The organism is Microbispora sp. H10836, assembly GCF_012999525.1.
Taxonomy (GTDB): domain Bacteria; phylum Actinomycetota; class Actinomycetes; order Streptosporangiales; family Streptosporangiaceae; genus Microbispora.
The window spans coordinates 49,500-76,351 of record NZ_JABBWU010000002.1; the positions used below are offsets into that span (position 1 = coordinate 49,500).

General features: G+C 73.4%; 26 protein-coding genes. 9 read left to right on the forward strand and 17 right to left on the reverse strand.

Annotated features, from left to right (window positions below):
- Positions 1-203: 203 nt before the first annotated feature.
- Positions 204-932 (forward strand): cyclopropane-fatty-acyl-phospholipid synthase family protein, encoded by a 729-nt coding sequence (locus HHX30_RS04990; RefSeq protein WP_169979923.1) that lies wholly within the window; start codon positions 204-206, stop codon positions 930-932.
- Positions 933-941: 9 nt separating this feature from the next.
- Here HHX30_RS04990 and HHX30_RS04995 read toward each other — a convergent pair whose 3' ends face one another.
- Positions 942-1,565: a DUF4240 domain-containing protein gene (locus tag HHX30_RS04995; protein WP_169979925.1), complete on the reverse strand. Its 624-nt coding sequence runs from the start codon at positions 1,563-1,565 to the stop codon at positions 942-944.
- Positions 1,566-1,651: 86 nt separating this feature from the next.
- Here HHX30_RS04995 and HHX30_RS05000 point away from each other — a divergent pair, with 86 nt between their 5' ends.
- Together HHX30_RS05000 and HHX30_RS05005 are read left to right on the forward strand one after the other, a co-directional pair.
- The gene (locus HHX30_RS05000; RefSeq protein WP_169979926.1) at positions 1,652-2,263 is read left to right on the forward strand and encodes an FMN-binding negative transcriptional regulator; all 612 of its coding nucleotides are present in this window, start codon (positions 1,652-1,654) and stop codon (positions 2,261-2,263) included.
- Between the two features lie 95 nt (positions 2,264-2,358).
- Complete coding sequence (locus HHX30_RS05005; RefSeq protein WP_169979928.1) at positions 2,359-3,450, forward strand: winged helix DNA-binding domain-containing protein; 1,092 nt, start codon at positions 2,359-2,361, stop codon at positions 3,448-3,450.
- A gap of 151 nt (positions 3,451-3,601) precedes the next feature.
- Here HHX30_RS05005 and HHX30_RS05010 read toward each other — a convergent pair whose 3' ends face one another.
- Positions 3,602-4,342 (reverse strand): ABC transporter permease, encoded by a 741-nt coding sequence (locus HHX30_RS05010; protein WP_169979930.1) that lies wholly within the window; start codon positions 4,340-4,342, stop codon positions 3,602-3,604.
- A 68-nt stretch (positions 4,343-4,410) separates the two neighbouring features.
- Positions 4,411-5,169, reverse strand: a complete 759-nt coding sequence (locus HHX30_RS05015; RefSeq protein ID WP_169979931.1) for an ABC transporter ATP-binding protein — start codon at positions 5,167-5,169, stop codon at positions 4,411-4,413.
- A gap of 163 nt (positions 5,170-5,332) precedes the next feature.
- On the opposite strand from HHX30_RS05015, the gene HHX30_RS43150 reads away from it, so the two are divergent.
- Both HHX30_RS43150 and HHX30_RS05025 read left to right on the forward strand, forming a co-directional pair.
- Positions 5,333-6,511: a histidine kinase gene (locus HHX30_RS43150; protein WP_169979932.1), complete on the forward strand. Its 1,179-nt coding sequence runs from the start codon at positions 5,333-5,335 to the stop codon at positions 6,509-6,511.
- Complete coding sequence (locus HHX30_RS05025; RefSeq protein WP_311922102.1) at positions 6,486-7,133, forward strand: response regulator transcription factor; 648 nt, start codon at positions 6,486-6,488, stop codon at positions 7,131-7,133. The genes HHX30_RS43150 and HHX30_RS05025 overlap by 26 nt, the downstream gene beginning before the upstream one ends.
- Before the next feature lie 43 nt (positions 7,134-7,176).
- Here HHX30_RS05025 and HHX30_RS05030 read toward each other — a convergent pair whose 3' ends face one another.
- The 5 genes from HHX30_RS05030 to HHX30_RS05050 form a co-directional block, all read right to left on the reverse strand.
- Positions 7,177-8,166: a metallophosphoesterase gene (locus HHX30_RS05030; protein ID WP_169979934.1), complete on the reverse strand. Its 990-nt coding sequence runs from the start codon at positions 8,164-8,166 to the stop codon at positions 7,177-7,179.
- Positions 8,167-8,259: 93 nt separating this feature from the next.
- Positions 8,260-9,240, reverse strand: a complete 981-nt coding sequence (locus HHX30_RS05035) for an aldo/keto reductase (RefSeq protein ID WP_169979935.1) — start codon at positions 9,238-9,240, stop codon at positions 8,260-8,262.
- A 17-nt stretch (positions 9,241-9,257) separates the two neighbouring features.
- Positions 9,258-10,295, reverse strand: coding sequence for an NAD-dependent epimerase/dehydratase family protein (locus tag HHX30_RS05040; protein ID WP_211591617.1), 1,038 nt, complete (start codon positions 10,293-10,295; stop codon positions 9,258-9,260).
- 197 nt (positions 10,296-10,492) lie between these two features.
- Positions 10,493-11,197 (reverse strand): hypothetical protein, encoded by a 705-nt coding sequence (locus HHX30_RS05045; RefSeq protein ID WP_169979936.1) that lies wholly within the window; start codon positions 11,195-11,197, stop codon positions 10,493-10,495.
- A 141-nt stretch (positions 11,198-11,338) separates the two neighbouring features.
- Complete coding sequence (locus tag HHX30_RS05050) at positions 11,339-12,148, reverse strand: alpha/beta fold hydrolase (protein ID WP_169980669.1); 810 nt, start codon at positions 12,146-12,148, stop codon at positions 11,339-11,341.
- 86 nt (positions 12,149-12,234) lie between these two features.
- Between HHX30_RS05050 and HHX30_RS05055 the strand changes: the two genes are divergently transcribed.
- A complete protein-coding gene (locus HHX30_RS05055) occupies positions 12,235-12,696 on the forward strand; it encodes a MarR family transcriptional regulator (RefSeq protein ID WP_311922103.1) in 462 nt (153 codons plus the stop codon).
- A 57-nt stretch (positions 12,697-12,753) separates the two neighbouring features.
- Here the strand turns inward: HHX30_RS05055 and HHX30_RS05060 are convergent, their stop codons facing one another.
- From HHX30_RS05060 to HHX30_RS05085, 6 genes are all read right to left on the reverse strand, one after another.
- On the reverse strand, positions 12,754-14,016 hold the full coding sequence (locus tag HHX30_RS05060) for an RNA polymerase sigma factor (RefSeq protein WP_169979938.1): 1,263 nt from the start codon (positions 14,014-14,016) through the stop codon (positions 12,754-12,756).
- Positions 14,013-14,411, reverse strand: a complete 399-nt coding sequence (locus HHX30_RS05065; protein ID WP_169979939.1) for a YciI family protein — start codon at positions 14,409-14,411, stop codon at positions 14,013-14,015. The genes HHX30_RS05060 and HHX30_RS05065 overlap by 4 nt, the downstream gene beginning before the upstream one ends.
- Before the next feature lie 134 nt (positions 14,412-14,545).
- Positions 14,546-15,829 (reverse strand): endo-1,4-beta-xylanase, encoded by a 1,284-nt coding sequence (locus HHX30_RS05070; protein ID WP_169979941.1) that lies wholly within the window; start codon positions 15,827-15,829, stop codon positions 14,546-14,548.
- A gap of 157 nt (positions 15,830-15,986) precedes the next feature.
- Positions 15,987-16,619, reverse strand: a complete 633-nt coding sequence (locus HHX30_RS05075) for a maleylpyruvate isomerase family mycothiol-dependent enzyme (protein ID WP_169979943.1) — start codon at positions 16,617-16,619, stop codon at positions 15,987-15,989.
- 70 nt (positions 16,620-16,689) lie between these two features.
- Positions 16,690-17,937 carry an RNA polymerase sigma factor gene (locus tag HHX30_RS42500; protein WP_169979945.1) on the reverse strand — a complete coding sequence of 416 codons (1,248 nt, stop codon included), beginning with the start codon at positions 17,935-17,937 and terminating at the stop codon, positions 16,690-16,692.
- Positions 17,934-18,257 (reverse strand): YciI family protein, encoded by a 324-nt coding sequence (locus tag HHX30_RS05085; protein ID WP_169979947.1) that lies wholly within the window; start codon positions 18,255-18,257, stop codon positions 17,934-17,936. The genes HHX30_RS42500 and HHX30_RS05085 overlap by 4 nt, the downstream gene beginning before the upstream one ends.
- A gap of 140 nt (positions 18,258-18,397) precedes the next feature.
- On the opposite strand from HHX30_RS05085, the gene HHX30_RS05090 reads away from it, so the two are divergent.
- The 3 genes from HHX30_RS05090 to HHX30_RS05100 all read left to right on the forward strand — a co-directional run bounded on the left by HHX30_RS05090 (position 18,398) and on the right by HHX30_RS05100 (position 21,088).
- Entirely contained in the window at positions 18,398-19,279 is an 882-nt protein-coding gene (locus HHX30_RS05090; RefSeq protein ID WP_169979949.1) for a hypothetical protein, read from the forward strand.
- A 69-nt stretch (positions 19,280-19,348) separates the two neighbouring features.
- Positions 19,349-20,119 (forward strand): sporulation protein, encoded by a 771-nt coding sequence (locus HHX30_RS05095; protein WP_311922104.1) that lies wholly within the window; start codon positions 19,349-19,351, stop codon positions 20,117-20,119.
- A 129-nt stretch (positions 20,120-20,248) separates the two neighbouring features.
- Positions 20,249-21,088: an SCO6745 family protein gene (locus tag HHX30_RS05100; RefSeq protein ID WP_169979951.1), complete on the forward strand. Its 840-nt coding sequence runs from the start codon at positions 20,249-20,251 to the stop codon at positions 21,086-21,088.
- 23 nt (positions 21,089-21,111) lie between these two features.
- Here HHX30_RS05100 and HHX30_RS05105 read toward each other — a convergent pair whose 3' ends face one another.
- The 3 genes from HHX30_RS05105 to HHX30_RS05115 all read right to left on the reverse strand — a co-directional run bounded on the left by HHX30_RS05105 (position 21,112) and on the right by HHX30_RS05115 (position 26,772).
- Complete coding sequence (locus tag HHX30_RS05105; RefSeq protein ID WP_169979953.1) at positions 21,112-22,209, reverse strand: cation diffusion facilitator family transporter; 1,098 nt, start codon at positions 22,207-22,209, stop codon at positions 21,112-21,114.
- Between the two features lie 217 nt (positions 22,210-22,426).
- Entirely contained in the window at positions 22,427-26,074 is a 3,648-nt protein-coding gene (locus HHX30_RS05110; RefSeq protein ID WP_169979955.1) for a BTAD domain-containing putative transcriptional regulator, read from the reverse strand.
- Positions 26,074-26,772, reverse strand: coding sequence for a GNAT family N-acetyltransferase (locus tag HHX30_RS05115; protein WP_169979957.1), 699 nt, complete (start codon positions 26,770-26,772; stop codon positions 26,074-26,076). Before HHX30_RS05115 ends, HHX30_RS05110 begins: the two co-directional genes overlap by 1 nt.
- Positions 26,773-26,852 lie beyond the last annotated feature (80 nt).

Consider the following 26,852-nt stretch of genomic DNA (forward strand, 5'->3'; position numbering starts at 1 on the left):
GGACGGCACGCCTCGCGCCGCCGTCCGGGCGGCGGTGAAAGGGATGCGATTCGATGCGACTGGCGAGGAAATTGTCCCGACTTCTCTGCCTGCGGATCAAGGCATGCCCGCCGGCGGTTCGTCGCCCGGTGATGCTTGGCCGGCATGGGCCGGGCCGTCATATGCGGATGCGGAGGTCCCGTCCTCCTTGCGAGGATGGCGACGTGGATCGACGACTGCTCAGCGCCATCGCTCATCGTGACCATCCGATCGCCGCGCCCGTCTCGGCGGCGTCCCTCGACCGGCTGCTGCGCCGGGCGGCGTTGCCGCAGGAGGCCCGCATCCTCGACCTGGGCTGCGGCGAGGGCGAGTGGTCGCTCCGGGCGCTCGAACTCCACCCGTCCGCGCGGGCCGACGGTGTCGACATCTCGCCGCACGCCGTGGCGTCCGCGAACGAGGCGGCCGTCAGGCGGGGGCTGGCCGACCGGCTGACGCTGCACACGATGTCCGCCGACGCCTTCACCGTCGCCCGGCCGTACGACCTGGGGCTGTGCGTGGGCTCGACGCACGCCTTCGGCGGGCTGACGGAGACGATGGAGGCTCTCGCCGGGTTCGTACGGCCCGGCGGCCTCGCGCTGGTGGGGGAGGGGTACTGGGAACGGCCTCCCGCTCCCGAGGTCCTCGAAGCGATCGGCGACTACCCGGATCTCGCGGGCACGGTGGAGGCCGCCGAGTCCAAGGGGTGGCTGACCGTCTACGCCCACGTGAGCGACCTGGCGGAGTGGGACGAGTACGAATGGTCGTGGACCGGCACGCTCGCGCGCTGGGCCGCGGACAACCCCGGCCCCGACGGTGACCGGGCGCTCGCCGTGATGCGGGAGCACCGCGACATGTGGCTCGGCGGCTACCGCGGTGCCCTCGGTTTCGTCACCCTGCTCCTGCGGCGTGTGTGAGCGCCGGCCTCAGTCGTCGATGCCGCGGTGCGGGTCCCTCAGGTACCGGCCGACTCTCGGCAGCCTGCGGGCCGTCTCGTCCCAGTCGTAGACGTCCCATTCCTCGCCCCCCGGCTGAGGTACGCATGACGGGTCGTGGCCGCGTGCCCGATAAGCCGCGTAGAGCCCGTCGGCGTCCTCACCGGTCGCCTGCTCCCATGCGGCGTCGGGCACGAATTCGAGCCACTCGAAGTCGGGCCACTCATCGTTGCTCCACGCCGAGTCGTCCAGGTGATCGGGCCGCCGTAACCATGCGCTCTGTTCGCCCAGCAGGTGACGGATCGCGGGTAGTTCGACGAGGGCGTCGGGTTCGCGCGCGACCCGTTCGAAGGCGTCACGCCCCAGACCGACGAGCCACAGGCGGAAATACCGGAAGCCGTCGTCGCCGCCGTAGCCGAAAAGACCCAGCAAGGCGCCCCACATCAGCCAGGTGTAGGCCTTCTTCTCCGTCGCCGACAGCAGCTCCTTGAAATCGACGATCTCCTCCGGCCGGCGCTGTGCCAGCCGGTCCCGCAGCCATTCGAAGCGGGCCTGCTTCCGCTCGGTCTCCCGGGCGGACTGCTCGATCAGGCGCCAGAACTGGTCGATGTCCACGATGGCGATAGTGACACCGGGAGGTAGGTGCGGGCCGGCCAATCCTGCGCGTGGGGAGGGCGGATGTCTCTGCGTACAGTAAGGGTGTGCTCATCCATCCCTGGGACTCCGCCGCCGACGAGGAGGCGCTGGCCTTCGTCCGCGCCAACGAGTTCGGTCACCTCATCGCGTCCGGGCGTGACCGTGACGTGCCGGTGATCGTGCCCACGCAGTTCCTCCTCGCCGACGCGTCCACGATCCTGCTGCACCTCGCCCGGCCGAACCCGGTCTGGTCCGCGATCGAGGAGAACCCGGCCGTGGTCATGTCGGTGGCCGGTGACTGGGCGTACGTCGAGGGGGGCTGGAAGGCGCTGCCGGGCACCGGCGAGGATCCCCGGCTCGGTATCCCCACCACGTACTACGCGGCCGTCCAGCTGGTCTGCCGCGCGGAGATCGTCGACGATCCCGACGGGAAACTCGGCATCCTGCGGGCCCAGCTCGCGCGTCTGGACCACGATCTCGCCGACCCCGCCGAGCACCACCGGAGCCTGCCGGGCATCCGCGGCCTCCGGCTGGCGGTCCAGAAGGTCAACGGCAAGTTCAAGTACGGCGGGAACGTGGACGATGCCCACCGGCGGTACGTCGCGGAACGCCTCGCGGAGCGGGGCGGCCCCGGCGACCGCGCCGCCCGTGACCACCTGATGCGCCGGCTCGGCTGACCGGGCCCGGGGCCTGCGGGGTCGCCCGGCGGGAGCGGTACGACCGTGCACCTCGGGGTGCGCGACTTGTCGCACCCGAGGTGTAGAAGTGTGACGTGGTTGCTGAGACGACGTGGGCGCGGGTGCTCTCCTGGAGGCTGAGACGGCAGTTCGTCGAGCCCGCGACCGGTGACGACGCGGTGGCGATCGCGCGGCGTCTGTGCGGGGTGCAGGCCCAGGTCGCCTCGTCGGCGGCGCTGGCCGTCGCCGTGCGGCACGCGAGTCCGCGCCCCGGAGAGATCGAGGACGCCCTGTGGCGTGACCGCACGCTGGTCAAGACCTGGACGATGCGCGGCACGCTCCACATCCTCCCCGCCGACGAGTTCCCCGCCTACCGCGCGGCCCTCGGGTCGCTGAGGTTCTGGGAGAAGGCCTCCTGGCAGCGTGGCCACGGAGTGTCCGCCGGGGAGATCGAGGCCGTCGTGGACGCCGTTCCGCGTGCGTTGTCCGGCCGGGTGCTGACCCGCGAGGAGCTGGTCGAGGCGGTCATCGAGGTGACCGGGGACGCCCACGTCAGACAGGCCCTCACGTCCGGCTGGGGCGCGCTGCTCAAGCCGCTCAGCTTCCTGGGCGAGCTGTGCTACGGCCCGCCGCGGGACGGCAGGGTCACCTTTACCGCACCCGCCGGCTGGCTGCCGGGCGGGGGAGAGGCGCTTTCGGCGGAGGAAGGGGGAGTGCGGGTGCTCCGCGCCTTCCTCGGCGCCCACGGCCCGGCCACTCCCCGGATGTTCGACGCCTGGCTGTTCCGCGGCGCCACGCCGAAGGCCGTCCTGCGCGGCTGGTTCCGGGATCTGGAGCCCGAGCTGGCGCAGGTCGAGGTGGAGGGCATGCCCGCCGTGCTGCCCGCGGAGCTTCTGGACGACCTGCTGGCCTGCCCGCCGTCCGAGGACGTGCATCTGCTGCCCGGCTTCGACCAGTTCATCCTGGGTGCGCCGCGCGACCTGGAACCGCTCCTGCCGAAGGCCGCGCGGCCCAAGGTGAGCCGGACGGCCGGCTGGATCTCGCCCGTGGTCATCCACCGGGGCCGGGTGGCGGGCGTGTGGGAGGCCAAGGAGGGGCGTCCGGTCGCGGAGCTGTTCGAGCCGGTGCCGGAGCGCCTCCTGGCCGCGGAGACCGACCGCGTGGCCACGCTCCTCGACCGGCTCTAGAGGCACCTCGTCACCCGTGCCCAGCTCTGAGGGCCGGCACGCACCTCGTCACCCGTGCCCGACCTGCGGGCGGTGCGCACCACGTCACCCGTGCCCGGCCTTGCGGGCCGGCGCGCACCTCGCAGGCCCCGCAGGGACGGGCGTGCTCGGGTCAGGTCACCTCCTTGCGGAGCACGCGGACCAGGCCGGCGGCCATGGGGAGGACGATCCAGAAGGCCGCCGACGCCGCGAGCCTGGCGCCCTCGCTCCAGGTCATGTCGCCGCTCACCAGGGGAGCGCAGGTGGTGTTGAGGTCGAGCCACTCGGCGAGCCCCGCGCCGACCGAGCCGAGCCTGCCGACGACGGCCCACAGGACCGGCGTCGACAGGCTGATCACGATCGCGGCGGGCGCGTTGAGGAGCAGCGCGCCGAGGGCGAGGCCCTGCGCGGCCACGAGCACGTTCACCCCCGTCCAGCCGAGCAGCCAGATCGGCTGCACCCCCCAATCGGCGGGAATGGTCCTGACCACGGCCACGACGGCCGTGATCGGCACCGCGACCAGCATGGCGTACAGCGAGAGCGCCACCGCCGCGAGCAGGGGCGGCAGGCTCTTGGCGGCGAGGACGCGATGGCGGCGCGGTTCGAGCACGAAGGTGGTCAGCGCCGTGCGGTGCGTCCACTCGCCGGTCATGGTGAGGATGGCGAGCACGGGGAGCAGAGTGCCCAGGGCGATCCCGGCGGTGCCCACCAGGGTCTGCGACTTCGGCCCGACGACGGCGCCGCGCGCGGCGATGGACGCGACCACCAGCGCGAGCATGACCAACGTGATGATCTTGCCGCTGCGGGTGTCGACGAGCTTGCGGGCTTCGACGAGGAGCAGTCTGCGGAAGGGGATCGGTGTGGTCGCGGTCATCGTGCCGTCCTTCGTGAGGGGGCTCGGCGCGGCCCCCGCGATGTCGTTCGGGTGACGCCCGACGCGGCTCATGCGGCGCCCCGGCCCGCGTCGGTGCCGGGGAACGCGCCGGCGCCCGTGCTCCTCCGGTCCTCGTGCGCGGTCAGTTCGAGGAAGGTCTCTTCGAGGCCGCGGCCCCGGCTCAGCTCGTCGACCGTGCCCTGGGCGAGCACGCGGCCGCGGCCGATCATCACGATGCGGTCCGCCACCTGCTCCACCTCGTGCAGCAGGTGCGAACTGAGCAGCACGGCGCATCCGGCGTCCGCGAGGTCGCGCAGCAGGCGGCGCATCCAGTGGATGCCCTGGGGGTCGAGGCCGTTGGCGGGCTCGTCCAGGACGAGCACCTCGGGACCGCCGAGCAGGGCGTGCGCGATGCCGAGCCGCTGCCGCATCCCGAGCGAGTAGCCGCCGACCGTCCGCCGGCTCTCCCGCTCGGTCAGTCCCACCAGGTCGAGCACCTCACCGACCCGCGTCCGCGGCAGTCCGAGGGTCATCGCGCCGAGCGTCAGCACCTCCCTGCCGGTGCGGCCCGGATGCCGCGCCCCGGCGTCGAGCAGGGTGCCGACCCGCAGGGCCGGGCCGGCCATCTCGGCGTACGGCAGGCCGAACACGGTCGCCGAACCGGACGAGGGGCGGGCGAGCCCCACCAGGATGCGCAGGGCCGTCGACTTCCCGGCGCTGTTGGGCCCGAGAAAGCCGGTGACGCTTCCGGCCCCTACGGTGAAGGACACGTCGTCGAGCGCCGTCACCGTTCCGTAGATCTTGCTGACATGGTTGAACTCGATCACGCCGTTCAGTCCATCGCGAGGGCGGACGCCGCCGCATCGGACCGGGGTCCGCCGCGATCGGACGCGGGGCCGTACCTTCCGCCCGCGGGCGATACCTGCGGCTGTCCACAGGTCGACCCAGGTCGCTAAGACCTGTCCGCGGTGGTCCCTAAGCTGTGGGGCTGTGCACGGCCGACCGGACTACCAGCCGCCTCTGGACAGGCGGGGCGTCGCGCTGCGCTATCTGTGCGCCGCGGTGCCGATGCTGTTCAACGGTGTGGTGCTGGCCTGGCTCGTCCTGCACGACGGCGACCGTCTCCCGCAGGTGCTGATCGACACGACGCTCGGCCTGATCGGGCTCGCCCTGATGGGGTGGCGGCGCCGGTGGCCGTGGCAGATCGCGCTGGCGACCGCCCTGCTGACGACGTTCTCGTCCACGGCGACCGGCCCCGCGTATGTCGCGTACGTGTCCCTGGTGACCCATCGCCGGTGGAGCCGGACCATCCCGGTCGCGGTCGTGTCCGCGGCGTGCCTGCTGGCCGGCGGGGCACGGGGCGGCGTCGACCAGGCGACGGTCGTCTCCTCGGTGACGGGGCTGACGATTCTCGGCGGGCTGACCGTGTTCGGCCTCTATCTGCGGGGACGCCGCGACCTGGAGATGTCCCTGCGGGAGCAGGCGTGGGCCGCCGAGCGTGAGCAGCGCCAGCGGCTCGACCGGGCGCGGCTGGCGGAACGGGTGAAGATCGCCCAGGAGATGCACGACGTGCTCGCGCACCGGATCTCCCTGCTGGCCATGCTGGCCGGCGGCCTGGCGTACCGCACGGACCTCGGCCCCGAGCAGACCCGGGAGGCCGCGCTGGCCATCCAGCAGAACGCGCACCAGTCGCTCAACGAGTTGCGCGCGGTGCTGCGCACGCTCCGCGAGGACGGGGCCGTGGAGGCGCCGCAGCCCGATCTGACCCAGCTGGACGCGTTGTTCGGCGAGGTCCGCGCCGCCGGGCAGCAGGTCGAGGTGGACGACAGCATCGACGGCCGGGAGTCGCTGCCCGCGCAGACGGGCCGGCACGCGTACCGGATCGTGCAGGAGGCGCTGACCAACGCGCGCAAGCACGCGCCGGGCGCCCGGGTCACCGCCGAGCTCGGCGGACGGCCGGGGGAGGACCTGCGGATCCGGGTGACGAACCCCGCGCGCCCCGGCTCGGCCCCCGGCCCGGGCGGCAGGCTGGGCCTGGTGGGTCTGGCGGAGCGGACGAGGATGGCCGGCGGCACCCTCAGCCATGCCATCCAGGACGGGCGCTTCATCCTTGATGTCCGATTGCCATGGGAGGCTGTGGACCGTGACCCGGCTGGTGATAGTGGATGACGACGCGATGGTGCGGACCGGGCTGCGTCTCATCCTCGGCGGCGAACCCGACTTCGACATCGCCGGCGAGGCCGAAGACGGGCTGCGCGCCATGGACGTGATCCGCGACCTGCGCCCCGACGTGGTGCTGCTGGACATCCGGATGCCCAACCAGGACGGGCTGGTCACCACCGAGCTGTTGCGGGCGCAGCCGAGCCCGCCGCGGATCCTCGTGCTCACCACGTTCGACGCCGACGACATGGTGCTGCGGGCCCTGCGGCTCGGCGCCGACGGCTTCCTGCTGAAGGACACCCCGCCGCCGCGGATGATCGAGGCGGTCCGCGCCGTGGCCAAGGGCGAGCCCGTGCTGTCGCCGAGCGTCGCCCGCCAGGTGATCGCCGCGGCGACCGGCGGATCCGGGCCGTCCCTCCCGCGGGCGAAGGAGGAGCTGGCCCGGCTCACCGAGCGGGAGCTCGAGGTCGCGGTCGAGGTGGCGCACGGCAGGTCGAACGCGGAGATCGCCGGGCGTCTCTACATGAGCGTCGCCACCGTGAAGGCGAACGTCACCAGGATCTTCGCCAAGCTCGGCACCGACAACCGGGTCCAGGTGGCGATGAAGGTGCGCGACGCCGGTCTCCTGTGAGCGCCGCTCCCCGGACGCGTCCCGCGCCCGGGGAGGGCGGAGGTCAGGCCCCGGGCACCGTCTGGGGCTGCCAGGAGAAGATGGATGGCGTCCTGGGGTCGGCCGTGACCCGCAGCCACTGGCTCGCGGTGGAGCCGAAGGTCTCCAACCTGGTCAGGTTCGGCACCCCGGCGTACCCGGGTTCGACCTCGTAGACGTGCTCGTCGCCGTGCACGAGCAGCACCGGCTTGCCGTACGCGCGGGCCTGGGCGACGACGCGGGCGCGGATGTCGGCGAAGCCGGGGCTCTGCACGGGCTCGGCCTGCATCATGAGCAGGACGCCGGGCGCGTGGGTGCGGCGTGCCCGGTCGAACGTCGTGTCGATCCAGTCCAGCGCCGCGCTCCTGCGTGCCTCGAACTCCGCCGTCCGCAGCTCGGGACGGTCCCCGCCGGGGAGATCGGACCAGGGCTGCAGGTCGTTCTCGCTGCCCACGACGTGGACGGTGGAGAACACGACGCGTCCCTTGGTGAACAGCACGTTCTCCCGGTAGTCGCGGTGGCGCCGGTCCGCGGCCTGCGACAGCACCGGCATGGGGTGACGGCCGAGCGTGCGGCCGGCCACCGGGTAGAACACGCGGCGGACCGCGTCGAGGCGCTCGGTGGGCAGGTAGCCGCCTGCGGCGGTGCGGTGGCAGTCGGTCCACTCGTTGTCGCCCGGCGTCAGCACGAAGGGGTCGGCGAAGGTGCCGAACAGCCCGGCGAGGTCGGCGAACCGGGCGTCGTCACAGGTGCTCGAGCCGTTCTTCACGTCGCCCGCGTGCAGCACGAAGCGCACGTCTGTGTCGGAGTTGATCGCGTCGACCAGGGCGGGGAACCGGGCCCGCTGGTCGTCGCCGTACGGCGTGTCGCCGATGAGGGCGAAGGTCACCGCCGGCCCCTTGCCGGAGCCCGCCGGTGCGGGGGTGGCCAGTGCGGGGGTGATCAGTGCGGGGGTCGCGATCACGGCGGCGAGCGACGCGGCGAGAGCGGACGCCGCGAGGAGGGTTTTGCGCATGGCACAGTCTTCGCGGACCCGGACCACGGTGCGATGACGGCAGGCCGACTCCTGGCGGAACCCTGACCGACAACCGGGAAGCCGGGCGGACGATCAGTCCAGCCAGGCGGCGGGAGAGGGCAGGTGCCGGTCGAGCTCGCCCCACAGATCGGGTGGGATCGGGGTGGCGGCGAGGCGCAGCGTCTCCTCGAGCCGCTCGGGTTCCGAGACGCCGACGATGGTGGACGCGATTCTGGGGTCGCGCAGCGAGAACTGCAGCGCGGCGGCCGCGAGGGGCACACCGTGTGCGTCGCAGACCCGTCGCATGGCGCGGACCGCGTTCCGGACCGGCTCGCCGGTGTCCCGGTAGGCGTAGCGGGGCTGGGCGTCGGGTCCCTTGACCAGCATCCCGCCGCCGTACGGCGCGCCGTTGACGAAGGCGACGCCGCGATCGCGGGCCTCGTCGAGCAGCGGGCCGGCCTCGCGGTTCACCAGGGTCCAGCGGTTGTGGCTGATCACGGCGTCGAACACGCCGGTCGCGACGTACCTGCGCAACAGGCCGACCGGGCCGCCCGCGATGCCGATGTGACCGGCGACGCCGGCGTCCCGCAGTGCGACCAGCGCCTCCACCGCCCCGCCGGGGGCCATGGCCTCCTCGAACGTGATGTGGAACTCGGGATCGTGCAGGTACAGCAGCGGCACGTGGCCGACGCCGAGCCGTTCCAGGCTCTCCTCGGCCGAACGGCGCACGCGCTCGCCGGAGAAGTCGCCGGTGCCGGTGTCCGCGTCGACCTTGGTGGCGAGGACGAACCCGGCGGGGACGCCGCGGTGGCGGATCACGGCGCCGATGCGCCGTTCGGCGCTGCCGCCGCCGTAGTTGTTCGAGGTGTCGAGGAAGTTGAAGGGCCCGTCGAACACGGCCTCCACGGTGGCCCGCGCGCGTTCCTCGCCGACCTCGTACCCGTACAGTCCCGGCATGCTCGCCAGGGGACTGGTGCCGACGCATACCGGCGTCACCGCCAGGCCGGTACGCCCGAACGGCCGGCGCAGCGCCGGGTCCGGGACCGTCAGGTCGTCGCGGGCGTCGTGGGGCATCGGGGTGCGTCCTTCCGTCACGAGCCGTCAGCGATGCCCGGTGCCAGCCGCGCCACGGCGGCCGCGGCGAGCCGGTGTCCCTCGGCCAGCCGGGCCAGCACCGCGTCGGTCGCGGCGCCGGGCAGGGTCTCCTCCGGATGAGCGGTCCGCCGGGCGTGCAGTCGCCTGGCCCCTTCCGCCCAGGTGACGACCGGCCGGAACGACGGGACGAAGCGCCTGATCTTCGTCGTGTCGAACAACGCGGTGTGCTGGAGATCGCCGACGATAAGGTCGGACCAGAACCAGTCCGGCGCGACGATCGGCAGGAACTCCGCGGGCAGGTGGAGGAGCCGGGCCGGCGTCCCGGCCGTGCACCCGACGACCTCGTAGATCTCGTTCCAGGTGAGCGCCTCGTCTGAGGTGATGTGGAAGTCCTCGCCGACCGCCTGCCAGGCGCCGATGAGGCCCACCAGGCCGACGGCGAAGTCGTCCGCGTGCGTCAGCGTCCACAGGCTGGTGCCGTCGCCGGGCACCACGATCTCGTCGCCGCGCACGACCCGGTCCCACGCCGTCCAGTCGCCGGGCAGCGGCGGATGCGCGTCGTCGTAGGTGTGCGAGGGGCGCACGATCGTGACGGGGAAGTCGCGCTCCTCGTACGCGCGGCGCAGGACGTCCTCGGCCGCGATCTTGTCCCTGGCGTAGCCGAGATAGGGATTGCGCCGGGTGGTCGACTCCGTGAACGGCGCCCGCCGCACCGGCTTGTGGTAGACGGAGGCGCTGCTGATGTAGACGTACTGGCCGGTGCGGCCGTCGAGCAGGTCCACCCTCGCCGCCGCGTCCTCGGCCGTGTAGCCGAGGAAGTCGACGACGCAGTCGTACGCGCTCCCGGCCAGGGCCCGGCGGAGCGCGTCACGGTCCCGTACGTCGGCGGTGAGCGTCGTGACCCCGTCGGGCAGCGGACGGCGCCGGGCGGTGTGGCCCCGGTTGAGCACGTGGACGTCGAGACCCCGGCGTGCCGACTCGGCCACGCAGGCCGAGCTGATCGTCCCGGTGCCGCCGATGTAGAGGACCTTCACGCGGTGACTCCGAATCTGATCGTGGGGCGGTCCGCTGCCCGCCCCACGGCCGCCCCGGCCGTATCGGCCGGGGCGGAAATCTTTCGGTGGACAGGCGAAAACTGTCGGCTGCGGCAGCAACCTAGAGCGCTCCGTCGTCCCACGTCAAGAGCGTCGCCGCCGTCGCCGGAGGGCCGGGGCGGCGCGGACGCTCCCGCCTACAGCTTTCTCGCCACCACCTGGAAACCGACTCTGCAGATATCCTCGGAGTGGCCATCGTATCGGGCAGACATGATCGCGAGACGCGCGTTCCACGAGTTGTAGAGATCGACCCGTGCCTGCGTCCAGGTGTACTCGTCGTGGATCAGGCAGCCTTCCTGGCCGTCCGTCGTCTGGGCGTGGAAGTTGAGCCTGACTTTGTCCCCGTAATTCCCGCGGATTTTCACGGTGTTGGACTTCTTCTCGAAACTGGTCCGGCACCACCGGTACGTCTCCGTCTGGCACATGGGACGGTCGGCCATGGCGAAGCTCGTCGAACTGCCGATGAACACCGGAAAATCGGGGTATGCCGTGCTGGACCAGTTCTCGGTCCGCTCCCAGTTGCGCGGCCCCCTGTCCCATGTGCCGATGTTGCGCACGCGGTAGCCGACCACCGTGCCGCCCTCCACGCTCATGGAGGCGTTGACGCGTTCCCACGCCCCGCACTCCGGTGTGGGATGCAGGGGGACCCTGGGGCCGCCGACGATCGGGCCGGTCGGGTCACAGCTGTCGCGCTCGGGAAGGGAGAACGACAGCCAGGTGATCTCGAGCTCGAAGTCGGGGCCTGCCGCGGCGGCCGGTGCGGCCGGCGCGATGGCTGCCGCCGCCGTGAGGGCGAGCAGTGTGGACAAGCCGAGTCGGGTTCTGCCGTAAATATTCGCCACTGTTTCATCCTTTCGGGGCGCTGTCGCGTCTCATGTTTCCAGCGGCCCGCCCAGGCAAGGGATATCCAGAAAAGGACGGTTTTTCCGTAACAGTGGCCATATGTATGCCGAGGAATCGCGGGTTCGCGCGTGGGTTGTGGTTCAGGTCGCCAGAAGTTCGCGGATCCGCGTGGCGTACGCGCGGGGGTGGGTCGTGTTGCCGTTGTGCCCACCGGGGAACTCCCTCGCCTCGACGCCGAGAAGCGCCGCGAGCTCCTGCGCGCATCGGTGGTCGAAGACGTGCCGGGGCGTGGTGCGGCCGAAGGCCGGGATGACGCGGACGGTCGTGTCCCTGAGCGTGGCGACGTCCAGCGTGTCGCGGGCGATCGCGGTGAAGTCGTTGCGGATGAAGAAGTCGAAGCCGGCCCGCCGCCGGTCGTCCAGGGGACGCGGGGTGAGGCCGGGCTCGGTGTCCTGGGCGACGGGGTCGATACCCAGCGTTTCGGCGATCCCGGCGAACGCGTCGGCGAGGCCGCGCGCACGGTAGAGGTCCTGCAGCTCCTCCAGCTCGCGTACGTGACGGACCCGTTCGGCGGCGGGGAGGAGCGAGGGGGCGACCGGCTCGTGCGCGATCAGGGTGCCGAGCTGTTCCGGATGCCCGACGGCCAGGTGCAGCCCGATGACGGCGCCGAAGCTGCATCCGAGCATGCTCGCCGGCCGGTCGGTCACGGCGGCGAGCAGGTGGTGGACGTCGTCGACGTGGTCGGCCATGGTCGCGCCCCGGCCGGGGTCGTCGAGGACGCTGCGGGACAGGCCACGGCGGTCGTAGGTGACGACGGTGTGGTCGGCGGCGAGATGGCGGACCAGGTCGGCGGTCCGGTCCGCGTCCCCCTCACCGCTCTGCGAGATGAGGAGCACGGGGCCGGCGCCGCGCACCTCGTAGTAGACGGTGGCGCCGGTCGTACGGAGCATGCCGTTCACGGGTCGTCCTCTCACTCGGGTGATCCGGACAATATTCCATCAGGTTTGATGCATCAAGCATGATGTATTCTGGTGTGGTGAACGGAGTCGACCTCTTCCTGCTCGGCAGGACCCTCATGAAGATCGGCGAAGAGGCCATGCCGGTCGAGGACATCGCCGCGTCGAGAACGACGCAGGCCGCCAGTGTCCGGACGGTGCTGGTGGTCGTCGCCGACCTGCGCGCGCACCCGGAGACCTCCGTGGGGGAGATCGCGTCGCGGACGGGCCTGCCGCAGAGCGCCGTGTCGGGGGCCGTCGCCCGGCTGAAGGAGGCCGGGGCGGTTGTCACGGCCCCCGATCCGGCCGACCGGCGCCGGGTCGTGATCAGGCAGGCGCCCGGGCACTCCGCGCGGGTGGAGGCCGTGCGGGCGGCCGGTGTCGAAGAGCCCCTCGCGGCGGCTCTGGGCACCGACGATCCGGCGCAGGTCGCCGAGGTCGTCGCGGCGCTCGAGTTCCTTGCCCGCCGCCTGGCGCCCGGATCGGCTTCCCGCCGCCCCTGACGCCGGGCAGGACCGGCCGAGTGGCGGAGAGACCGAGCAGCACCAGGGTGAGACCGCTCACAGGGAGGCGGAGAGGCGGGCGGCGCGCATGATGAGGTGGTCGCGCTCGGGAACGCTGGCCGTACGGCTCGCCGCGGCACGGTAGTCCTCGACGGCCGCCCGGTGGTCACCGGTCATCTCCAGCAGGTGGGCGCGCGCCGCGTGCAGACGGTGGTGACCCGCCAGTGGGCCGTCCGCCAGCGGTTCGAGCAGGGCCAGCCCCGCGGCGGGGCCGTGCACCATGGCGGCGGCGACGGCGCGGTTGAGGGAGACCATCGGGTTGGGCGACATGCGCTCGAGCAGGCCGTACAACGCGAGGATCTGCGGCCAGTCGGTCTCCTCGGCCGTCGCCGCCTCGTCGTGCACGGCGGCGATCGCCGCCTGGATCTGGTACGGCCCGGCGGCGCCCCGGCGCAGGGCGGTGGTGAGCAGCGCGACGCCCTCGGCGATCGCCTCGCGGTCCCACAGGCTCCGGTCCTGCTCCGCGAGGGGAACGGGGACACCGCCCGGGCCGGTCCTGGCGGGCCGCCTCGCGTCGGTCAGCAGCATCAGCGCGAGCAGCCCGGCCGCCTCGCACTCACCGTGCGGCTGACCTCGCAGCAGGCGCTGCAGCGTTCTGGCCAGCCGGATCGCCTCGCGGGACAGCTCGACGCGGTGCAGGCCCGGGCCGCCGCTGGAGGCGTACCCCTCGTTGAAGATCAGGTAGAGCACGTGCAGCACGGCGGCGAGCCGCTCGGCGCGTTCCTCCGGCTCCGGCATCCGGAACGGCACGCGCGACGCCCTGATGCGCTGCTTGGCCCGGCTGATCCGCTGCGCCATCGTCGCCTCGGGCACCATGAAGGCCCTGCCGATCTCGGCCGTGGTCAGCCCGCCGACGGCGCGCAGGGTCAGGGCGATGGCGGACGCGGGCGTCAGCGCGGGGTGGCAGCTCAGGAACAGCATGACGAGCGTGTCGTCCCCGTCCGTCCCGGGCGCCCGGTCGGCGGCCGGGGAGGTCCAGTGGTCGGCGGGCGACCGCGCGGCCACGAGTTCCTCGCGGCGGCGGCGCGCCTGCTCGCCCCGCACCTGCTCGATCATCCGCCGGTACGCGACCTGGACGAGCCAGCCCTTCGGGTTGTCCGGCACACCCTCGGCGGGCCACTGGGCGAGGGCGTCGAGCATCGCCTCCTGGACCGCGTCCTCGGCCGCGTCGAAGTCGCCGAACCTGCGGGTGAGCACGCCGGCGACCTGCGGCGCCAGCGGGCGCAGCAGGTCGTCGACGGGTGGGTGGGCGGCGGTCACAGTTCCTGCGGAGGGGCCGCCATCACCTGCCGCACCTCGATCGGCATCCTGAGCGGCTCGCCGTTCAGGCCGGGCGCGGCCGAGATGTGGCCCGCCAGCTCGTACGCCCGCTCCGGACCCTCGCAGTCGATGATCCAGTAGCCGACCAGGAACTCCTTGGTCTCGGGGAACGGGCCGTCGGTGACGACGGGGACGCCGCCCTCTCCGGCCCGCACGATCCGCGCCTGGTCGGGCATCGCCAGCCCCTGCGCGTCGACGAACTCGCCGGCCTCGACGAGCCCGCGGTTGACGTCGTGCATGAACTCGATGTGCGCCTTGACGTCCTCCGGCGACCAGGTGTCCATCGAGGCGATGCCGCTCTGCGGGCCGAACTGCATCAGCAGCATGTACTTCATGTCTTGCTCCTCCTGCCGCCCGCCCCTCGTGGGCGCGCTCACCCCTGGGTAGAAGCCGGCTCCCCGATTCTCGACATCCTCCACGAGGAAATCCCGAAAAATCTTCCGCGGCCGGAGGCGAAAGTCAGAGGGACTCAGAGGGACACGGCCACCTCGGCGTCTCCGGGCTCGTCCAGGGCGAACGTGACCGTCCGGCCGCCCGCGCTGACCTCGTACTCGCCAAGGAAGCCGTCGAAGCGGACACGGCCGTCGTCGTCGGTCATCATCGTCGTGGGCGGCAGCCACCACTCGTCCTTGACGAGCGAGCGCAGCGCGTCGTACGACGGCTTGGTAGTGCCGTCGACGCGGACGAAGCCGCCCGGCGCCCCCAGCCAGCCGCCGTCCGACAGGCCCCAGTAGGTCGTCGCCTCCACGGCCGGGTGGGACAGCAGGGTCTTGTAGTGGCGCACGACCTCGTCGGCCTGGCGGGCCTCGCCCTCGGGCGTGCTCGGCCACTCGGGGATCTGGTAGTCGTTCAGGTCGACGATCTCCTCCGGCATGATGTGGCCGGAGACGATGGTCGTCTCGGTGAAGTGGATGGGCAGGCCGTACCGCGCGAAGCGGTCGATCGTGGCGAGCGTCTTCTCCTCGCCCCAGTAGCCCTGGTGCATGTGGCTCTGCAGGCCGAGTACGTCGATCTTGATGCCCGCCTCCAGCACGCCCTCGATCAGGCACTCGTACGCCGCGGACATGTCGAAGTCGTTGAGCAGCAGAGTGGCGTGCGGGTTCGCCTCACGGGCCGCGTCGAAGACCATCCGGACCATCGGGATCCGGCCGATCTCCCGGCAGATCCGGGTGATCCCGTTGTCGTACTTGTCGAAGATCGGCATGATGACGACCTCGTTGATGACGTCCCACATGTCGATGACGCCGGCGAAGTCGGTCATGTCACGCCGGATCCGGTCCACCTGGGCCTTGGCGATCTCGGCGTTCGACAGGTCCATCAGCCAGTCGGCGGTCACGGTGTGCCAGGCGAGCGGGTGCCCCTTGACCGGGACGCCCCGGTCGGCGAACCACCGCGCCGTGGTGAGCAGCCGCTCGGTGTCCGGACGGCCACGGACCGGCTCGAACTGACCCCAGTAGAAGGGCAGCGTGGCGAAGTTGAACAGGTCGAACCACAGGTCGGCGACCTGCTGGGACCCGGCCGCGGGGGACTCGCCCAGCGACGGCCGCTCGCCGGTGCCCGCCGAGATCTCGCCGTTGGCCAGCGGGATGAAGTCGAACCCGATGCAGCCGAACAGGAACTTGTGCCGGCGCTGCGCCACGACGACCTCCCGGCCGGCGAGCGGCGCTCCGTCCGCGGTCACGGTGAGCGTGGCGCCGGCGGTGCGGTGCTTCCTGATCAGCGGGTCGGGATCGAAACCGGAGCGGGGCGGCATGTAAGGGCCTCCAGGAGTGCTCAGAGCGGAGGAGACCTCGCCGGGAGCCTCGTCGCTCCGACCGGAGAGGTCCGTGATCTCGAGCACGTTAACGCGCACGACGCCCGAAAGGGCACAGACCTCCCCGGCTCTGCGACCAGCGGCCGAAGCGGCGCGTTCAGCGGACGGAGCGGGTGAAGCGTGCTGCGGGCTCGCCGCGCAGCCGGCCCTCCGGCAGCCGGCGGCCGCACAGCACCAGCACCAGGTCCTGCGCGGCGCCGGACAACGGGGTGCCCGTCCCGAGCGACCAGTCGACGTCGTCGGCGCGCAGTTCGACGCCGTCCAGGTCGACGCCGAAATACCTGAGGCTCCGGGGTGACATCCCGTGGTCGAGCAGGACGCGCAGCCGGTCGGCGGGGATCCGCCGGTCGATCCCCAGCGCCACGGTGATGTCCATGCCGTGGATCACGTCGTGGGACAGCGCGCCCGCGTAGCCGCCGCCCGGAGGCCGCCAGGGATGCTCGGCGTTGTCCCGCAGGCACGCGGTCAGCTCCCGGGGGCCGAGCGCAGCCGCGTCCCCGCGCGCGAGCCGGTCGGCCAGCCGGTCGAAGTTCCCCCGGGCCCTGACGAGACCGGCCAGCACGCTCAGCCCGGAGCGCCGGTAGGGCGACGTCATGTGCGCGACCACCTCCCGCACCCGCCATCCCGCGCACAGCGACGGCGCGTCCCACGACTGCGGCGGCAACTCGCCCAGCAGGTCCGCCAGTTCGCGGCGTTCCGCCGCTATCTGCCGTCGTACATCCGTATCCATCGGTCGTCGCCTTCCGTTCGTGCCGTACGTGTTCGTCCTTCCGACGAACGGGCACGGCCCGTACGGACACCTATTCGAGGGCGGCGAGGCGGCGGGCGAGATAGCGGCGCTCGGCGTCGGTGGCCGCCAGGCCGGCCGCCTCCCGGTAGGCCTCGGCCGCCTCGGCCGTACGGCCCAGGCGGCGCAGCAGGTCGGCGCGGGCGGCGGGCAGCAGGTGGTAGCCGGCCAGGGCGCCCGACTCCCGCAGTGTCTCCCGCAGGGCGTCGACCAGGGCCAGGCCCGCGGCAGGGCCGTGCGCCATGCCGACCGCCACCGCGCGGTTCAGCTCGACGACGGGCGACGGGACCAGCCGCGCGAGCAGCCCGTACAGGACGGCGATCTGCGCCCAGTCGGTGTCCTCGGGGCGGGCGGCGGTGGCGTGGCAGGCGGCGATGGCGGCCTGCACCTGGTAAGGGCCGGGCCGCCCGCGCCCCAGCGCGCCGTCCAGCAGGGCCACGCCCTCGGCGATCTGACCGGCGTCCCACCGGCCGCGGTCCTGGTCCTCCAGCACCACCAGGTCGCCGGCCTCGTCCAGCCGCGCGGCGCGGCGCGCGTGGTGCATCAGCATCAGCGCGAGCAGGCCCGCCGCCTCGGGTTCGTCCGGCATCAGCCGCACCAGCACCCGGGCCAGCCGGATCGCCTCGGACGCGAGGTCGTGCCGTACGAGACCGGCGCCGGCCGTCGCGGAGTAGCCCTCGTTGAACAGCAGATACAGCACCGCGAGCACCGCCGGGAGGCGCTCCGGCAGCAGGTGCGCAGGCGGCACGCGGTACGGGATGGCCGCGTGCCGGATCTTCTGCTTGGCCCGGGCCAGCCGCTTGGCCATCGCCTGCTCGCCGACCAGGAACGCCCGCGCGATCTCGGCCGTGGTGAGCCCGGCGAGGGTGCGCAGGGTCAGCGCTACCCTGGCCTCCAGCGCGAGCGCCGGATGGCAGCAGGTGAAGATCAGCCGGAGCCGGTCGTCCGGCACGCCCGGCTCGTCGGCGGCGTCGCCGTCCTGGGCCGCGAGCATGTCCGCCACCTCCCGTAGCTTGGCCGCGCCGGTGGCCTCGCGGCGCAGCCGGTCCACGGCCCGGTTGCGCGCGGCGGTGGTCAGCCACGCGCCGGGGCGGCGCGGCACGCCGTCGCGCCGCCAGGTGCGCAGGGCCTGGGCGAAGGCGTCCTGCGCGCACTCCTCGGCCAGGTCCCAGTCGCCGGTCCAGCGGATGAGGGTGGCCACGACCTGCCCCCACTCCTCCCGGAAGGCCCGGTCGACGGCGGCCTCGACCGGCGGCGTCACAGGTCTGTGAGCGGCCGGATCTCGATCGTGCCGTACGCCGCGGCGGGATGGGCGGCGGCGATCTCGATGGCCTCGTCCAGGTCGGCGCACTCGATCAGGCAGAACCCGCCGAGCTGCTCCTTGGTCTCGGCGAACGGCCCGTCCGACAGCAGCACCTCGCCCTCGCGCACGCGCAACGTGGTGGCGTCACCCGGCGGGCGCAGCCCGGCGCCTCCCCGGAGCACGCCGCGCTCCGCCATCGTCTCGGACCATCCGCCGCACCCGTCGTAGGCGTGCTCGGCAGCCGACTCGTCGCCGCAGATGAGCAGCACGTATTTCATCCGTCCTCCTCGGGCCCGTATCCCATCATGTCCGTACGACGAATGGGACGGCCCGGAAAGGACACCGCAGGCACTCGTCCGGCGTGGCGAGCGTTCACCGATTGTTCGACGCGTGCTCGCCGACTCAGGAGGAGACATCGATGGCGGCCTTCGACGTCGGCCTGCCCGACGTGGTGTCCGTCTGGCTGGACGGACGGTCCACGTCCGGCCTCGTGCTGTGGGGCCACACGATGCTGTGGTGGGGACGCCTGGGCAAGATCGTGCAGTTCGCGGCGGGACTGGTGGCCGTGTTCGACCTCATCGGCCTCGACCGGCTCGTCCGGTGGCTCGGGCGCCAGGAACGGCGATACGAGCGGGTGACGCGCAGGGGCAGGATCGAGGCGAGGGTCCAGCGCTACGCCAAAATGCGGAAGGAGCTGTACGACGGCTTCTTCTACACGGTGACGTCCGGGGGCGGACCGGCGGTCAAACCGGTGAGGGGGATCCACAAGAAGCCTCCCGCGCGTGCTCCGGAGGGCGTCGATCACGCGAAACTGGTCGCCTTCTGGACCGAGGTGATCGCCGAGCTTCCCGGGGCGCACGGATGCCGCCACGACCACGCGGAGCCCTGCCCGGAGCAGTACGACCACGTGCTCGCCCGGATCGACGACTTCCTCGGCCGGCTCCTGCCCAAGCGTGAACGGACCCTGCTGGGCCGGGCCGGGCGGGCGGCCGAGCAGACCGTGACGATCCAGGTCGTCTCTCTCCTGGCCGGCGCCGCCGCGCTGGCCTGGCTGGCGGTGTCGGTCCAGTCGTCCGCCTCGGCCTTCCGGCTGGTCGCGCTGGGCGTCGTGGCCGCGCTGGGACTCCTGCTCGCGGCCACTCCGGGGGACGCGCGGTCGGCCCTGCGCTGGTGGGTTCACCGGAGCGTGCTGCGGCCCGTCGCCTTCGGGGTAGACCGGACGCGCCCGTTCCATCTGCTGCGCTGGCTCGCCTTCGCCATGTTCGCCGTCGGTTTCCTCTTCGACCTGCTCGCCTCGTGAGGGGCGGGAACCGGGCGGCGGAACGGGTCGTTGGCAGCGGTGAACGGTCCGCGACCAAGGGAGTGATCGGTGTTCCGTAAGCTGATGGCCGCGCTCGGGGCCGGCGTCGAGGTCGACACGGTGCTGCGCGACCCGCACGTGCGCCCGGGGGAGACCCTGTACGGCGAGGTCCGCTTCAGGGGCGGGTCGTCCGACCACAAGGTGGACGGCATCACCGTGGACTTCACCGCCGTCGTGGAGGTCGAGCGCGGGGACCAGGAATACCACGCGACCTACAGCTTCCTGAAGGCGCCGGTGTCGGGACCGTTCGACCTGCGCGCGGGGGAGACCCGTGCGCTGCCGTTCGCGATCCCGGTGCCGTGGGAGACCCCGGTCAGCGCGGTCGGCGGGCGCCCGCTGCCCGGCATGCGGCTCGGCGTGGCCACCGAGCTGGCGCTCGCGGGCGCGCTCGACAAGGGCGACCTCGACCCGCTGTACGTCAACCCGCTGCCGGCCCAGGACCACCTGCTGGGGGCACTGGTCCGCATGGGCTTCCACTTCAAGCGGGCCGACCTGGAGCGCGGCACGCTCCGGGGCTCGACCATGCCCTTCTACCAGGAGATCGAGTATCACGCCGGTCCGGAGTGGCGGCGCCACTTCAACGAGCTGGAGCTGACCTTCATCGCGGGGCCGCACTCGATGGACGTGATCCTGGAGGCCGACAAGCGGGGCGGTTTCCTCACCTCCAGCCACGACGTCTACAACCGCTTCCGCGTCGGGTACGGCGACCAGCCCGGCGCGGTGGAGCAGGCGCTGCGCGACGGCCTGGCCGCCATGGCCCGGCACCGCGGCTGGTTCTGACCTCGGCGCCGTCGCCTCCGACGACAGGCCGAGCGTCGGCAAGCACGCCGGTGCCGGCGGCCGACGCGTGCCCGTACGGCTTCCACCCGTCCCGGCGGCAGCCGTACGGGGTGATCTAGCCTGGCGGGCATGGACGAGATCTGGCGGTTGATCGAGTGCTGCCACGCACCGGTCTACTTCGCGCCCGAGGCCAAGGATGCGTACGCCGCCGCGGGGCTCAAGGGCTTCTGGATGGGGTATTTCGCCTCCAGGTCGGCCGCGCTCGGCCCGGTCTCCCCGCAGGTCGTCACCGCCGTGTTCTACAACTTCGCCCCGGCGATGGTCGCCCGTGCGATCCCCGACGCCTGGCGGTTCTGCCCGCCGGAGAAGGTGCTCGAGGCGCGGCTGGAGGTGGCCGGCCGGTGCCTGCGCCGCCTCCTCGGCGGCCTCGCCGACCACCCGGACGTGCGGGAGGCGGCGGGCCTGGCCGGGGCCGCGGTGGAGGCCTGTCCCGCCGCCGGGAGGGTGCTGTTCGCGGCGCACGCCGCCCTGCCGCCGCCCGGCGAGCCGCTCGCCGCGCTGTGGCACGCGCTCACCGCGCTGCGCGAGTTCCGCGGCGACGGGCACGTCGCGGCCCTCGTCACCGCTGGACTGGACGGCTGCGAGGCCAACGTCGTCGCGTCGGCGCTCGGGCTCGTGCCGCCGGAGCAGCGGGCCTACCGGGGGTGGACCGAGGAGGAGTGGCGGGCCGCGGCCGACCGGCTGCGCGAGCGCGGCGTGCTCGACCGCGAGGGCGCGATGACCGAGAGGGGCCGCCGGGAGCGCGACGCCGTCGAGGCCCTCACCGAACGCCTCGCGCGGCCGCCGCTGGACGCCCTGGGCGAGGCCGGCGCGGCGCGGCTCGCGCGGCTCCTGCGCCCGCTCGCCGCCCGCATCGTCGACGAGGGAGGACTGCCCTTCCCCAACGCCATGGCGATGCCCCGCCCCTGAACAGACAAGCCCTCGAACGCCGGTCAGCCGGGACGGTGCCGTACGAGGCCGGCCGAAGGGGGGTCGTGCCGGTGGCCGTCGAGGACGGCGTGGTGGTCCACACCGTCGCGGGCCAGCGGGTCGGCGTGCACGATGGCGGCCGTCAGCCGGTGAATCGCGTGGATCAGGTTGTGCTCGGCCTCGGCGGCGACCCGGTGGGCCTCCACCACCGTGGCCGCGGGGTCGACGACGACCTCGCACTCGGCCCTGAGCCGGTGGCCGATCCAGCGCAGCCGCACCTGGCCCAGGCCGAGCACGCCGGGAGTGCCCCGCAGGGCCGCCTCCGCGCGGTCCACGAGCGCGGGGTCGACGGCGTCCATCAGCCGGCGGTACACCTCCCGCGCCGCCTGCCGCAGCACCGTCAGGATCGCGACCGTGATGAGCAGGCCGACGGCGGGGTCGGCCCAGGTCCAGCCGAGGGCGGCACCTCCGGCGCCGGCCAGCACGGCCAGTGAGGTGAAGGCATCGGTGCGGGCGTGCAGCCCGTCGGCGACGAGGGCCGCCGAGCCGATCTCCCGCCCGACGCGGATGCGGTGGCGGGCGACCAGCTCGTTCCCGGCGAAGCCCACCAGCGCCGCCGCCGCGACGGCCCCCAGGTGGGAGACCTCCTGCGGCTGGAGGAGCCGTCCGATCGCGGCGTACGCTGCGGCGATCGAGGAGGCGGCGATCGTCACGACGATGACCACACCGGCCAGGTCTTCGGCCCGGCCGTACCCGTAGGTGTAGCGGCGGGTGGGCGGGCGGCGGCCGAGCAGGAACGCGATCCCGAGCGGCACGGCGGTCAGGGCGTCGGCCGCGTTGTGCAGGGTGTCGCCCAGCAGCGCGACCGACCCGGACAGCGCCACCACCACCGCCTGGACCAGCGTGGTCGCGCCGAGACCGGCCAGCGACACCCACAGCGCGCGCATCCCCCGGGCGGACGACTCCATCACCGGGTCGATCTTGTCGGCGGCCTCGTGGGAGTGCGGGCGCAGCAGATGCGCCATCCGCGCCCGGAACGTCCCCGCACCGTGCCCGTGGCCATGCCCATGCCCATGCCCGTGCCCGTGCCCGTATCCGGGGGCGGCCTGTTCCTGGCTCATGACGTCCACAATGGCGCGGAAAACCCGTCGCAGCACCTCGACAACAGCGGGTGCGGCGCAGGTGCGAGCGTCCCGCACCTGCCGAGCCCGAAACCGTGCCGAGAGCCGCGCCCGAAGCCGGGCCCGGAACCGGATGAGAACCGCGTCCAGGACCCCGCAACGGGGTCCAAGGCTGTGCCCAGGCGCCCAGGCGCCCAGGCGCCCAGGCGCCCCGGCGTCAGGTGGGCGCGCCGCCGGCTCGCCCGGAGTCCGCCGCGCCCTCGCGGATCTCGCGCAGCAGGGCCTCGCTGCGACTCACGAGATGGGGCAGGCCGAGCCGCCGGTGGGCGTCCCGCGCGGACTCCGCGTGCGCCAGGGCCGCCGGAACGTCGCCGACCCGGTGCAGGAGCCGGGCGACCACGTCGTGAAGCGTGCCCCAGGCGACGCAGCCGGTGCCCATGATCACCAGCTCGTGCGCGATGGGCCGCAGCTCCGCGAGCATGGCGTGGGGGTCGGGACGGCCGAGCCGCGCGGCGACCAGACCCCACTGCCAGACGACGAACTGCCACGTCCAGTCCTGCGGTGCCACGGTTCCCCAGCGGTCGACCAGCCGGTGGGCCAGGTCGCGGTCCCCTGCCTCGATCGCCGCGAGCACGGCCGTGGGCCGCGCGACCAGGTTGGACTCGTCGGCCGCGGTGTCGACGAGCTCGGCGAGGAATTCGCCGCCCCGGCCCTGACCCCAGTCGACGAAGAACGAGTGGATCCGCTTCAGGACGTCCGGCCCCCAGAGGCTGGTGCGGCGGTAGCTCCCGGTGCCGAGGTCCGCGAGGCGCTTCGCCTCCGCCCAGTCGCCCGCCAGAACCGCTCGCCCGGCCGCGGCGTACGCGACCTGTGTCTCGATCTCCGGCATCCGCACCTCGGCGGTGAGGCGCAGGCAGCGGGCCAGCTCCGCGTCGTAGTCGGCGAGCAGCCCCGCCTTCAAGAACTTGGGCATGCGGTGCAGGCGGGCGACGATCTCGGTGGCCCTGGGCAGGCCGGGAAGACTCAGCATCTCCTCGGCCGCCCGGTAGCGCTCCTCCTCGTGCTCGGGCGTCCAGGCCGCGATGACGAAGTTGTTCAGCGTGCGGGCCAGCAGCAGGGGGTCGCCGGTCCGCCGGGCCAGCTCCACGGCCTCCAGCGCGTGGCGGCGGCCCTCCTCGCGCCGTTCGCCGTAGTACAGCTCCACGCCGAGCGTGCCGAGCAGCTCCGCCCGGGTGCGCACGGCCTCCGGGCCGAGCCGGGATAGCTGATCCTCCAGCACGGACACCATGCGCCGGTCCACCACGCCGTACGAGCGCCAGTTCCAGAGGGTGACGCCGCCGAAGACGGTGGCCGCCTCGATGACGGCGTCGTCGTCGCCGACGCCGGTCGCGAGCGTCACGGCCTCGTCCAGCGCGCGGCGCGCCCCCTCCACGTCGCCGGTCACCCGCAGGGCCTTGCCGAGGCCGATCAGCAGGGCGCAGCGGGCCGCCGCGGGCCCGGCGGCGAAGGCATCGAGGGCCTGCTCCCAGTGCAGGACGGCCTCGTCGTAGGCGAGCCGGGCCGTCGCCTGCCCGGCCGCCTCCACGGCGTACGAGACGGCCTTGTCCGCGTAGCCGACCCTGGCGGCCAGCCCGAAATGGTGGGCCAGGGCGGGCAGCCGCGCGCCGGCCTCGCCCCACCGCAGGGTCTCGATGGCCTCGCCCACCCGGCCGTGGAGCTGGGCGCGCTGCCTGCGGCTGAGCCCGGAGTACAACGCCTCCCGCACGAGGGCGTGCGAGAAGCGGTAGTCCCAGCCGCCGTCCACCTCCAGCAGCAGCCCGGTCGCGACGGCCGGTTCGAGCAGCATCATCACCCGGGCGCCGCCGACCCCGGTCGCGGTCTCCAGCACGTCGGCGTCCACGTCCCTGCCGATGACGGCGGCCGCCCGCAGCAGGGTCTGGGAGTCCTCCGGCAGCCGTGACACACGCTGGTTGATCACATCGCGCACGCCGTCGGGCACCGCCAGGGCGAGCACGTCCGTCACGCCCACCCGGTCGCCGGGATGGGTGCTGGTCAGCAGGCGCAGCAGCTCGCCGAGGAAGAACGGGTTGCCGCCGGTCCTGTCGTGCAGCGCGGCGGCGAGCTCCGGCCCGAGTCCGGCCCGGCCCGCCTCGCGCAGGTAGTCGGCGATCTGCTCGGGAGTGAGCGGAGCGACGGTCATCCGTTCCGTGCCGCGCTGGCGGGTCAGCTCGCCGAGCGTCTCGGTCAGCGCCTGCCTGTCCACCGCCGGCTCGGGCCGTACGGTGGCGAGCACCAGGAGCGGGACGCGGTGCAGGTCGGCGCCGAGGAAGGTGAGCAGCTTCAGCGAGGCGGCGTCGGCCCAGTGCAGGTCCTCCACCACGACCAGGACCGGTGTGGCGGAGGCCCGCCGCGCCAGGGCCCGCGCCACGCTGTCGTGCAGCAGGAAGCGGGCGGTGTCGGGGTCGGCCGTGTCCGTCCGGTCGCCGTCGAGGAGGCGGTGGGCGAGCCGGGCGAGATCGCCGCCCGTCTGCCCGCCATTGACGATCGCCATCGCCTGGCCGGTCTCCGGAGCGTTGCCCGCTCCCCGGATGCCGTCCGCTCCCGGAGCCCGGACGGTTCCCGGGGCGCCGTGCGCGTCCAGGGCGTTGAGCGCCTGGATCCAGGGCCAGAACGCGGGCGCGCCGCTGCCCTCGACGCACCTGCTCCAGGCCACCGCGGCGCCGCGCTCGGCGGCCATGCTCGCGGCGGCCTCGGCGAGGCGGGTCTTGCCGATGCCGGACTCCCCGCTCACCAGGAAGACCCCGCCGACGCCCCGGCGCAGGTCGTCGAGCCGCTCGGCGATGCGCCGCAGGTGCGGCTCCCGCCCCACCAGCCCTCTTCCGAGCGGCCCCCCTCCCGCCGCGTCCCCGGCGCTGTCGTCATCGGCGATCCCGTACGCCCGGCCGTCCTCCGGGGGTTCCGCGCCTCCCCCCGGGCCCTGCTCCGGCGGCACGGCGACCACGGGGGCCCACACGCCCGCGGGCGACTCGTCCTGGAGGAGGATGGCCTGCTCCAGCCGCCGCAGCTCGGGACTCGGATCGAGGCCCAGCTCGTCGCCGAGGAGGGCGCGGCAGCGCTGGTAGGCGGCCAGCGCCTCGACCTGCCTGCGCTCTCGGTAGAGGGCCCGCATGAGCAGCGCCCACAGGCCCTCGCGGTAGGGGTCCTGTTCGAGCAGGCGCTCGACCTCGACCGTCACCTCGGCCGCCCGTCCCAGCGCGAGCCACGCCTCGGCGCGTACGGTCAGCGCGGACAGGCGGATCTCGCTCAGGCGGGCCACGGTGGACCGGGCGAACGGCTCGTCGGCCAGGTCGGCCAGCGGCTCGCCCCGCCACAGCGCCAGCGCCGGGCCCAGGATCCGCTCGGCCTCCTCGGGGCGGCCCGCCGCCAGGGCGGCGTGCGCGGCCTCCGCCGCCCGGCCGAACCGCTCGGCGTCGACCTGGTCCGGCTCGATGTCCAGCAGGTAGCCGGGCTCCCGCGTACGCAGGACCCGGGCGGGGGAGCGCGGGCTGCGCCGGGGTTCGAGCGTCCTGCGCAGGTGCGAGATGTACGCCTGGAGCGTTCCCGTGGCGCTCGAGGGCGGCTCGTCCCGCCACAGCCGGTCGATGAGCTGGTCGAGGGGCACGACGTGGGGCGCGTTCAGCAGCAGGAGCGTCAGCACGGCACGCTGCTTGCGGGGCCCGAGATCGAGGATCGTCCCCGTGCCGTCGGCCACCTCAAGCGTGCCGAGGAGGCGGAAGTCCAGAGCGGGGCCCTGGCGACCGTCCTGGCCCTGGCCCTGGCCCTGGCGCGGCGCCCCTGAGCGCGCGCCGTCGATGCCCGTGCGCATCACAACTCCCGAACGAGCCAGGCGACCCAGGGTCGGATTTCTGGCTCATGATACCCATATGTCCGCTCGTTCCGGCGAGGGAAACCGGGGCCGGTTCCGTCCGTGAATCCGGCGCTCCTCAGCAGGGCGGACACGTCCTCGTCACCGGGGCGGGGGAGGAACCACACGGCGCGTACGCCGTCCGCGCGCAACTCCATGAGCAGGTCGTCGAGCAGGCGGCGGTCCAGTCCCCGGCCGCGGTGAGGGGCGGCCACGGCGAGCGCGTGCAGCAGGGCCCACCGCGGGACGTGCCCGGGGACCCCGGTCTCCGCCGGCGCCCCGGCCTCCGCCAGCGCCCCGGTCTCGAGAAGCGCGGTTTCGAGCAGCGCGGCGGCGAGCGGGGCGGCGGCGGACGGGAGGGCGAGGTCGGTCAGCACGTAGAGGCGGCACCGCGCGGCGGGCACCACGCGCAGAGCCTCTTCGAGCGCCGGGCCGATGACACGGGCCCCCGGCGCGCCCGCGTGCGCCGGGACCTCGCGCAGCAGCAGCGTGCCGGCCGGTGCGGTGGCACGCGCGGAACCGGCCCGCGGGTCGTCGGCGGAGCGGGGGCGCGCGTCGGGCCGGACGTCCGGCATGACGCGCGCCGGATCGCGCCGGGGATCGGGCGGGCCCGGATCCCCGGCGTACGGCGGCTGGTGATTGTCGGACGGCGGCGGCATCGCCCCAGCGTGCGGGGGACGTCTTGGAAGCCACTAGGACATCTCTAGGCGGCCTTCCGGCGCCCGGCGGAACGCCGGCC

Coding starts and splice junctions, on each gene's coding strand:
- HHX30_RS05010 (WP_169979930.1), bottom strand. CDS start 4,342: ATGACCGCGACCACACCGATCCCCTTCCGCAGACTGCTCCTCGTCGAA.
- HHX30_RS05030 (WP_169979934.1), bottom strand. CDS start 8,166: ATGCGCAAAACCCTCCTCGCGGCGTCCGCTCTCGCCGCGTCGCTCGCC.
- HHX30_RS05035 (WP_169979935.1), bottom strand. CDS start 9,240: ATGCCCCACGACGCCCGCGACGACCTGACGGTCCCGGACCCGGCGCTG.
- HHX30_RS05050 (WP_169980669.1), bottom strand. CDS start 12,148: ATGCTCCGTACGACCGGCGCCACCGTCTACTACGAGGTGCGCGGCGCC.
- HHX30_RS05065 (WP_169979939.1), bottom strand. CDS start 14,411: ATGAAGTACATGCTGCTGATGCAGTTCGGCCCGCAGAGCGGCATCGCC.
- HHX30_RS05070 (WP_169979941.1), bottom strand. CDS start 15,829: ATGCCGCCCCGCTCCGGTTTCGATCCCGACCCGCTGATCAGGAAGCAC.
- HHX30_RS05075 (WP_169979943.1), bottom strand. CDS start 16,619: ATGGATACGGATGTACGACGGCAGATAGCGGCGGAACGCCGCGAACTG.
- HHX30_RS05085 (WP_169979947.1), bottom strand. CDS start 18,257: ATGAAATACGTGCTGCTCATCTGCGGCGACGAGTCGGCTGCCGAGCAC.
- HHX30_RS05090 (WP_169979949.1), top strand. CDS start 18,398: ATGGCGGCCTTCGACGTCGGCCTGCCCGACGTGGTGTCCGTCTGGCTG.
- HHX30_RS05100 (WP_169979951.1), top strand. CDS start 20,249: ATGGACGAGATCTGGCGGTTGATCGAGTGCTGCCACGCACCGGTCTAC.
- HHX30_RS05105 (WP_169979953.1), bottom strand. CDS start 22,209: ATGAGCCAGGAACAGGCCGCCCCCGGATACGGGCACGGGCACGGGCAT.
- HHX30_RS05110 (WP_169979955.1), bottom strand. CDS start 26,074: ATGCGCACGGGCATCGACGGCGCGCGCTCAGGGGCGCCGCGCCAGGGC.
- HHX30_RS05115 (WP_169979957.1), bottom strand. CDS start 26,772: ATGCCGCCGCCGTCCGACAATCACCAGCCGCCGTACGCCGGGGATCCG.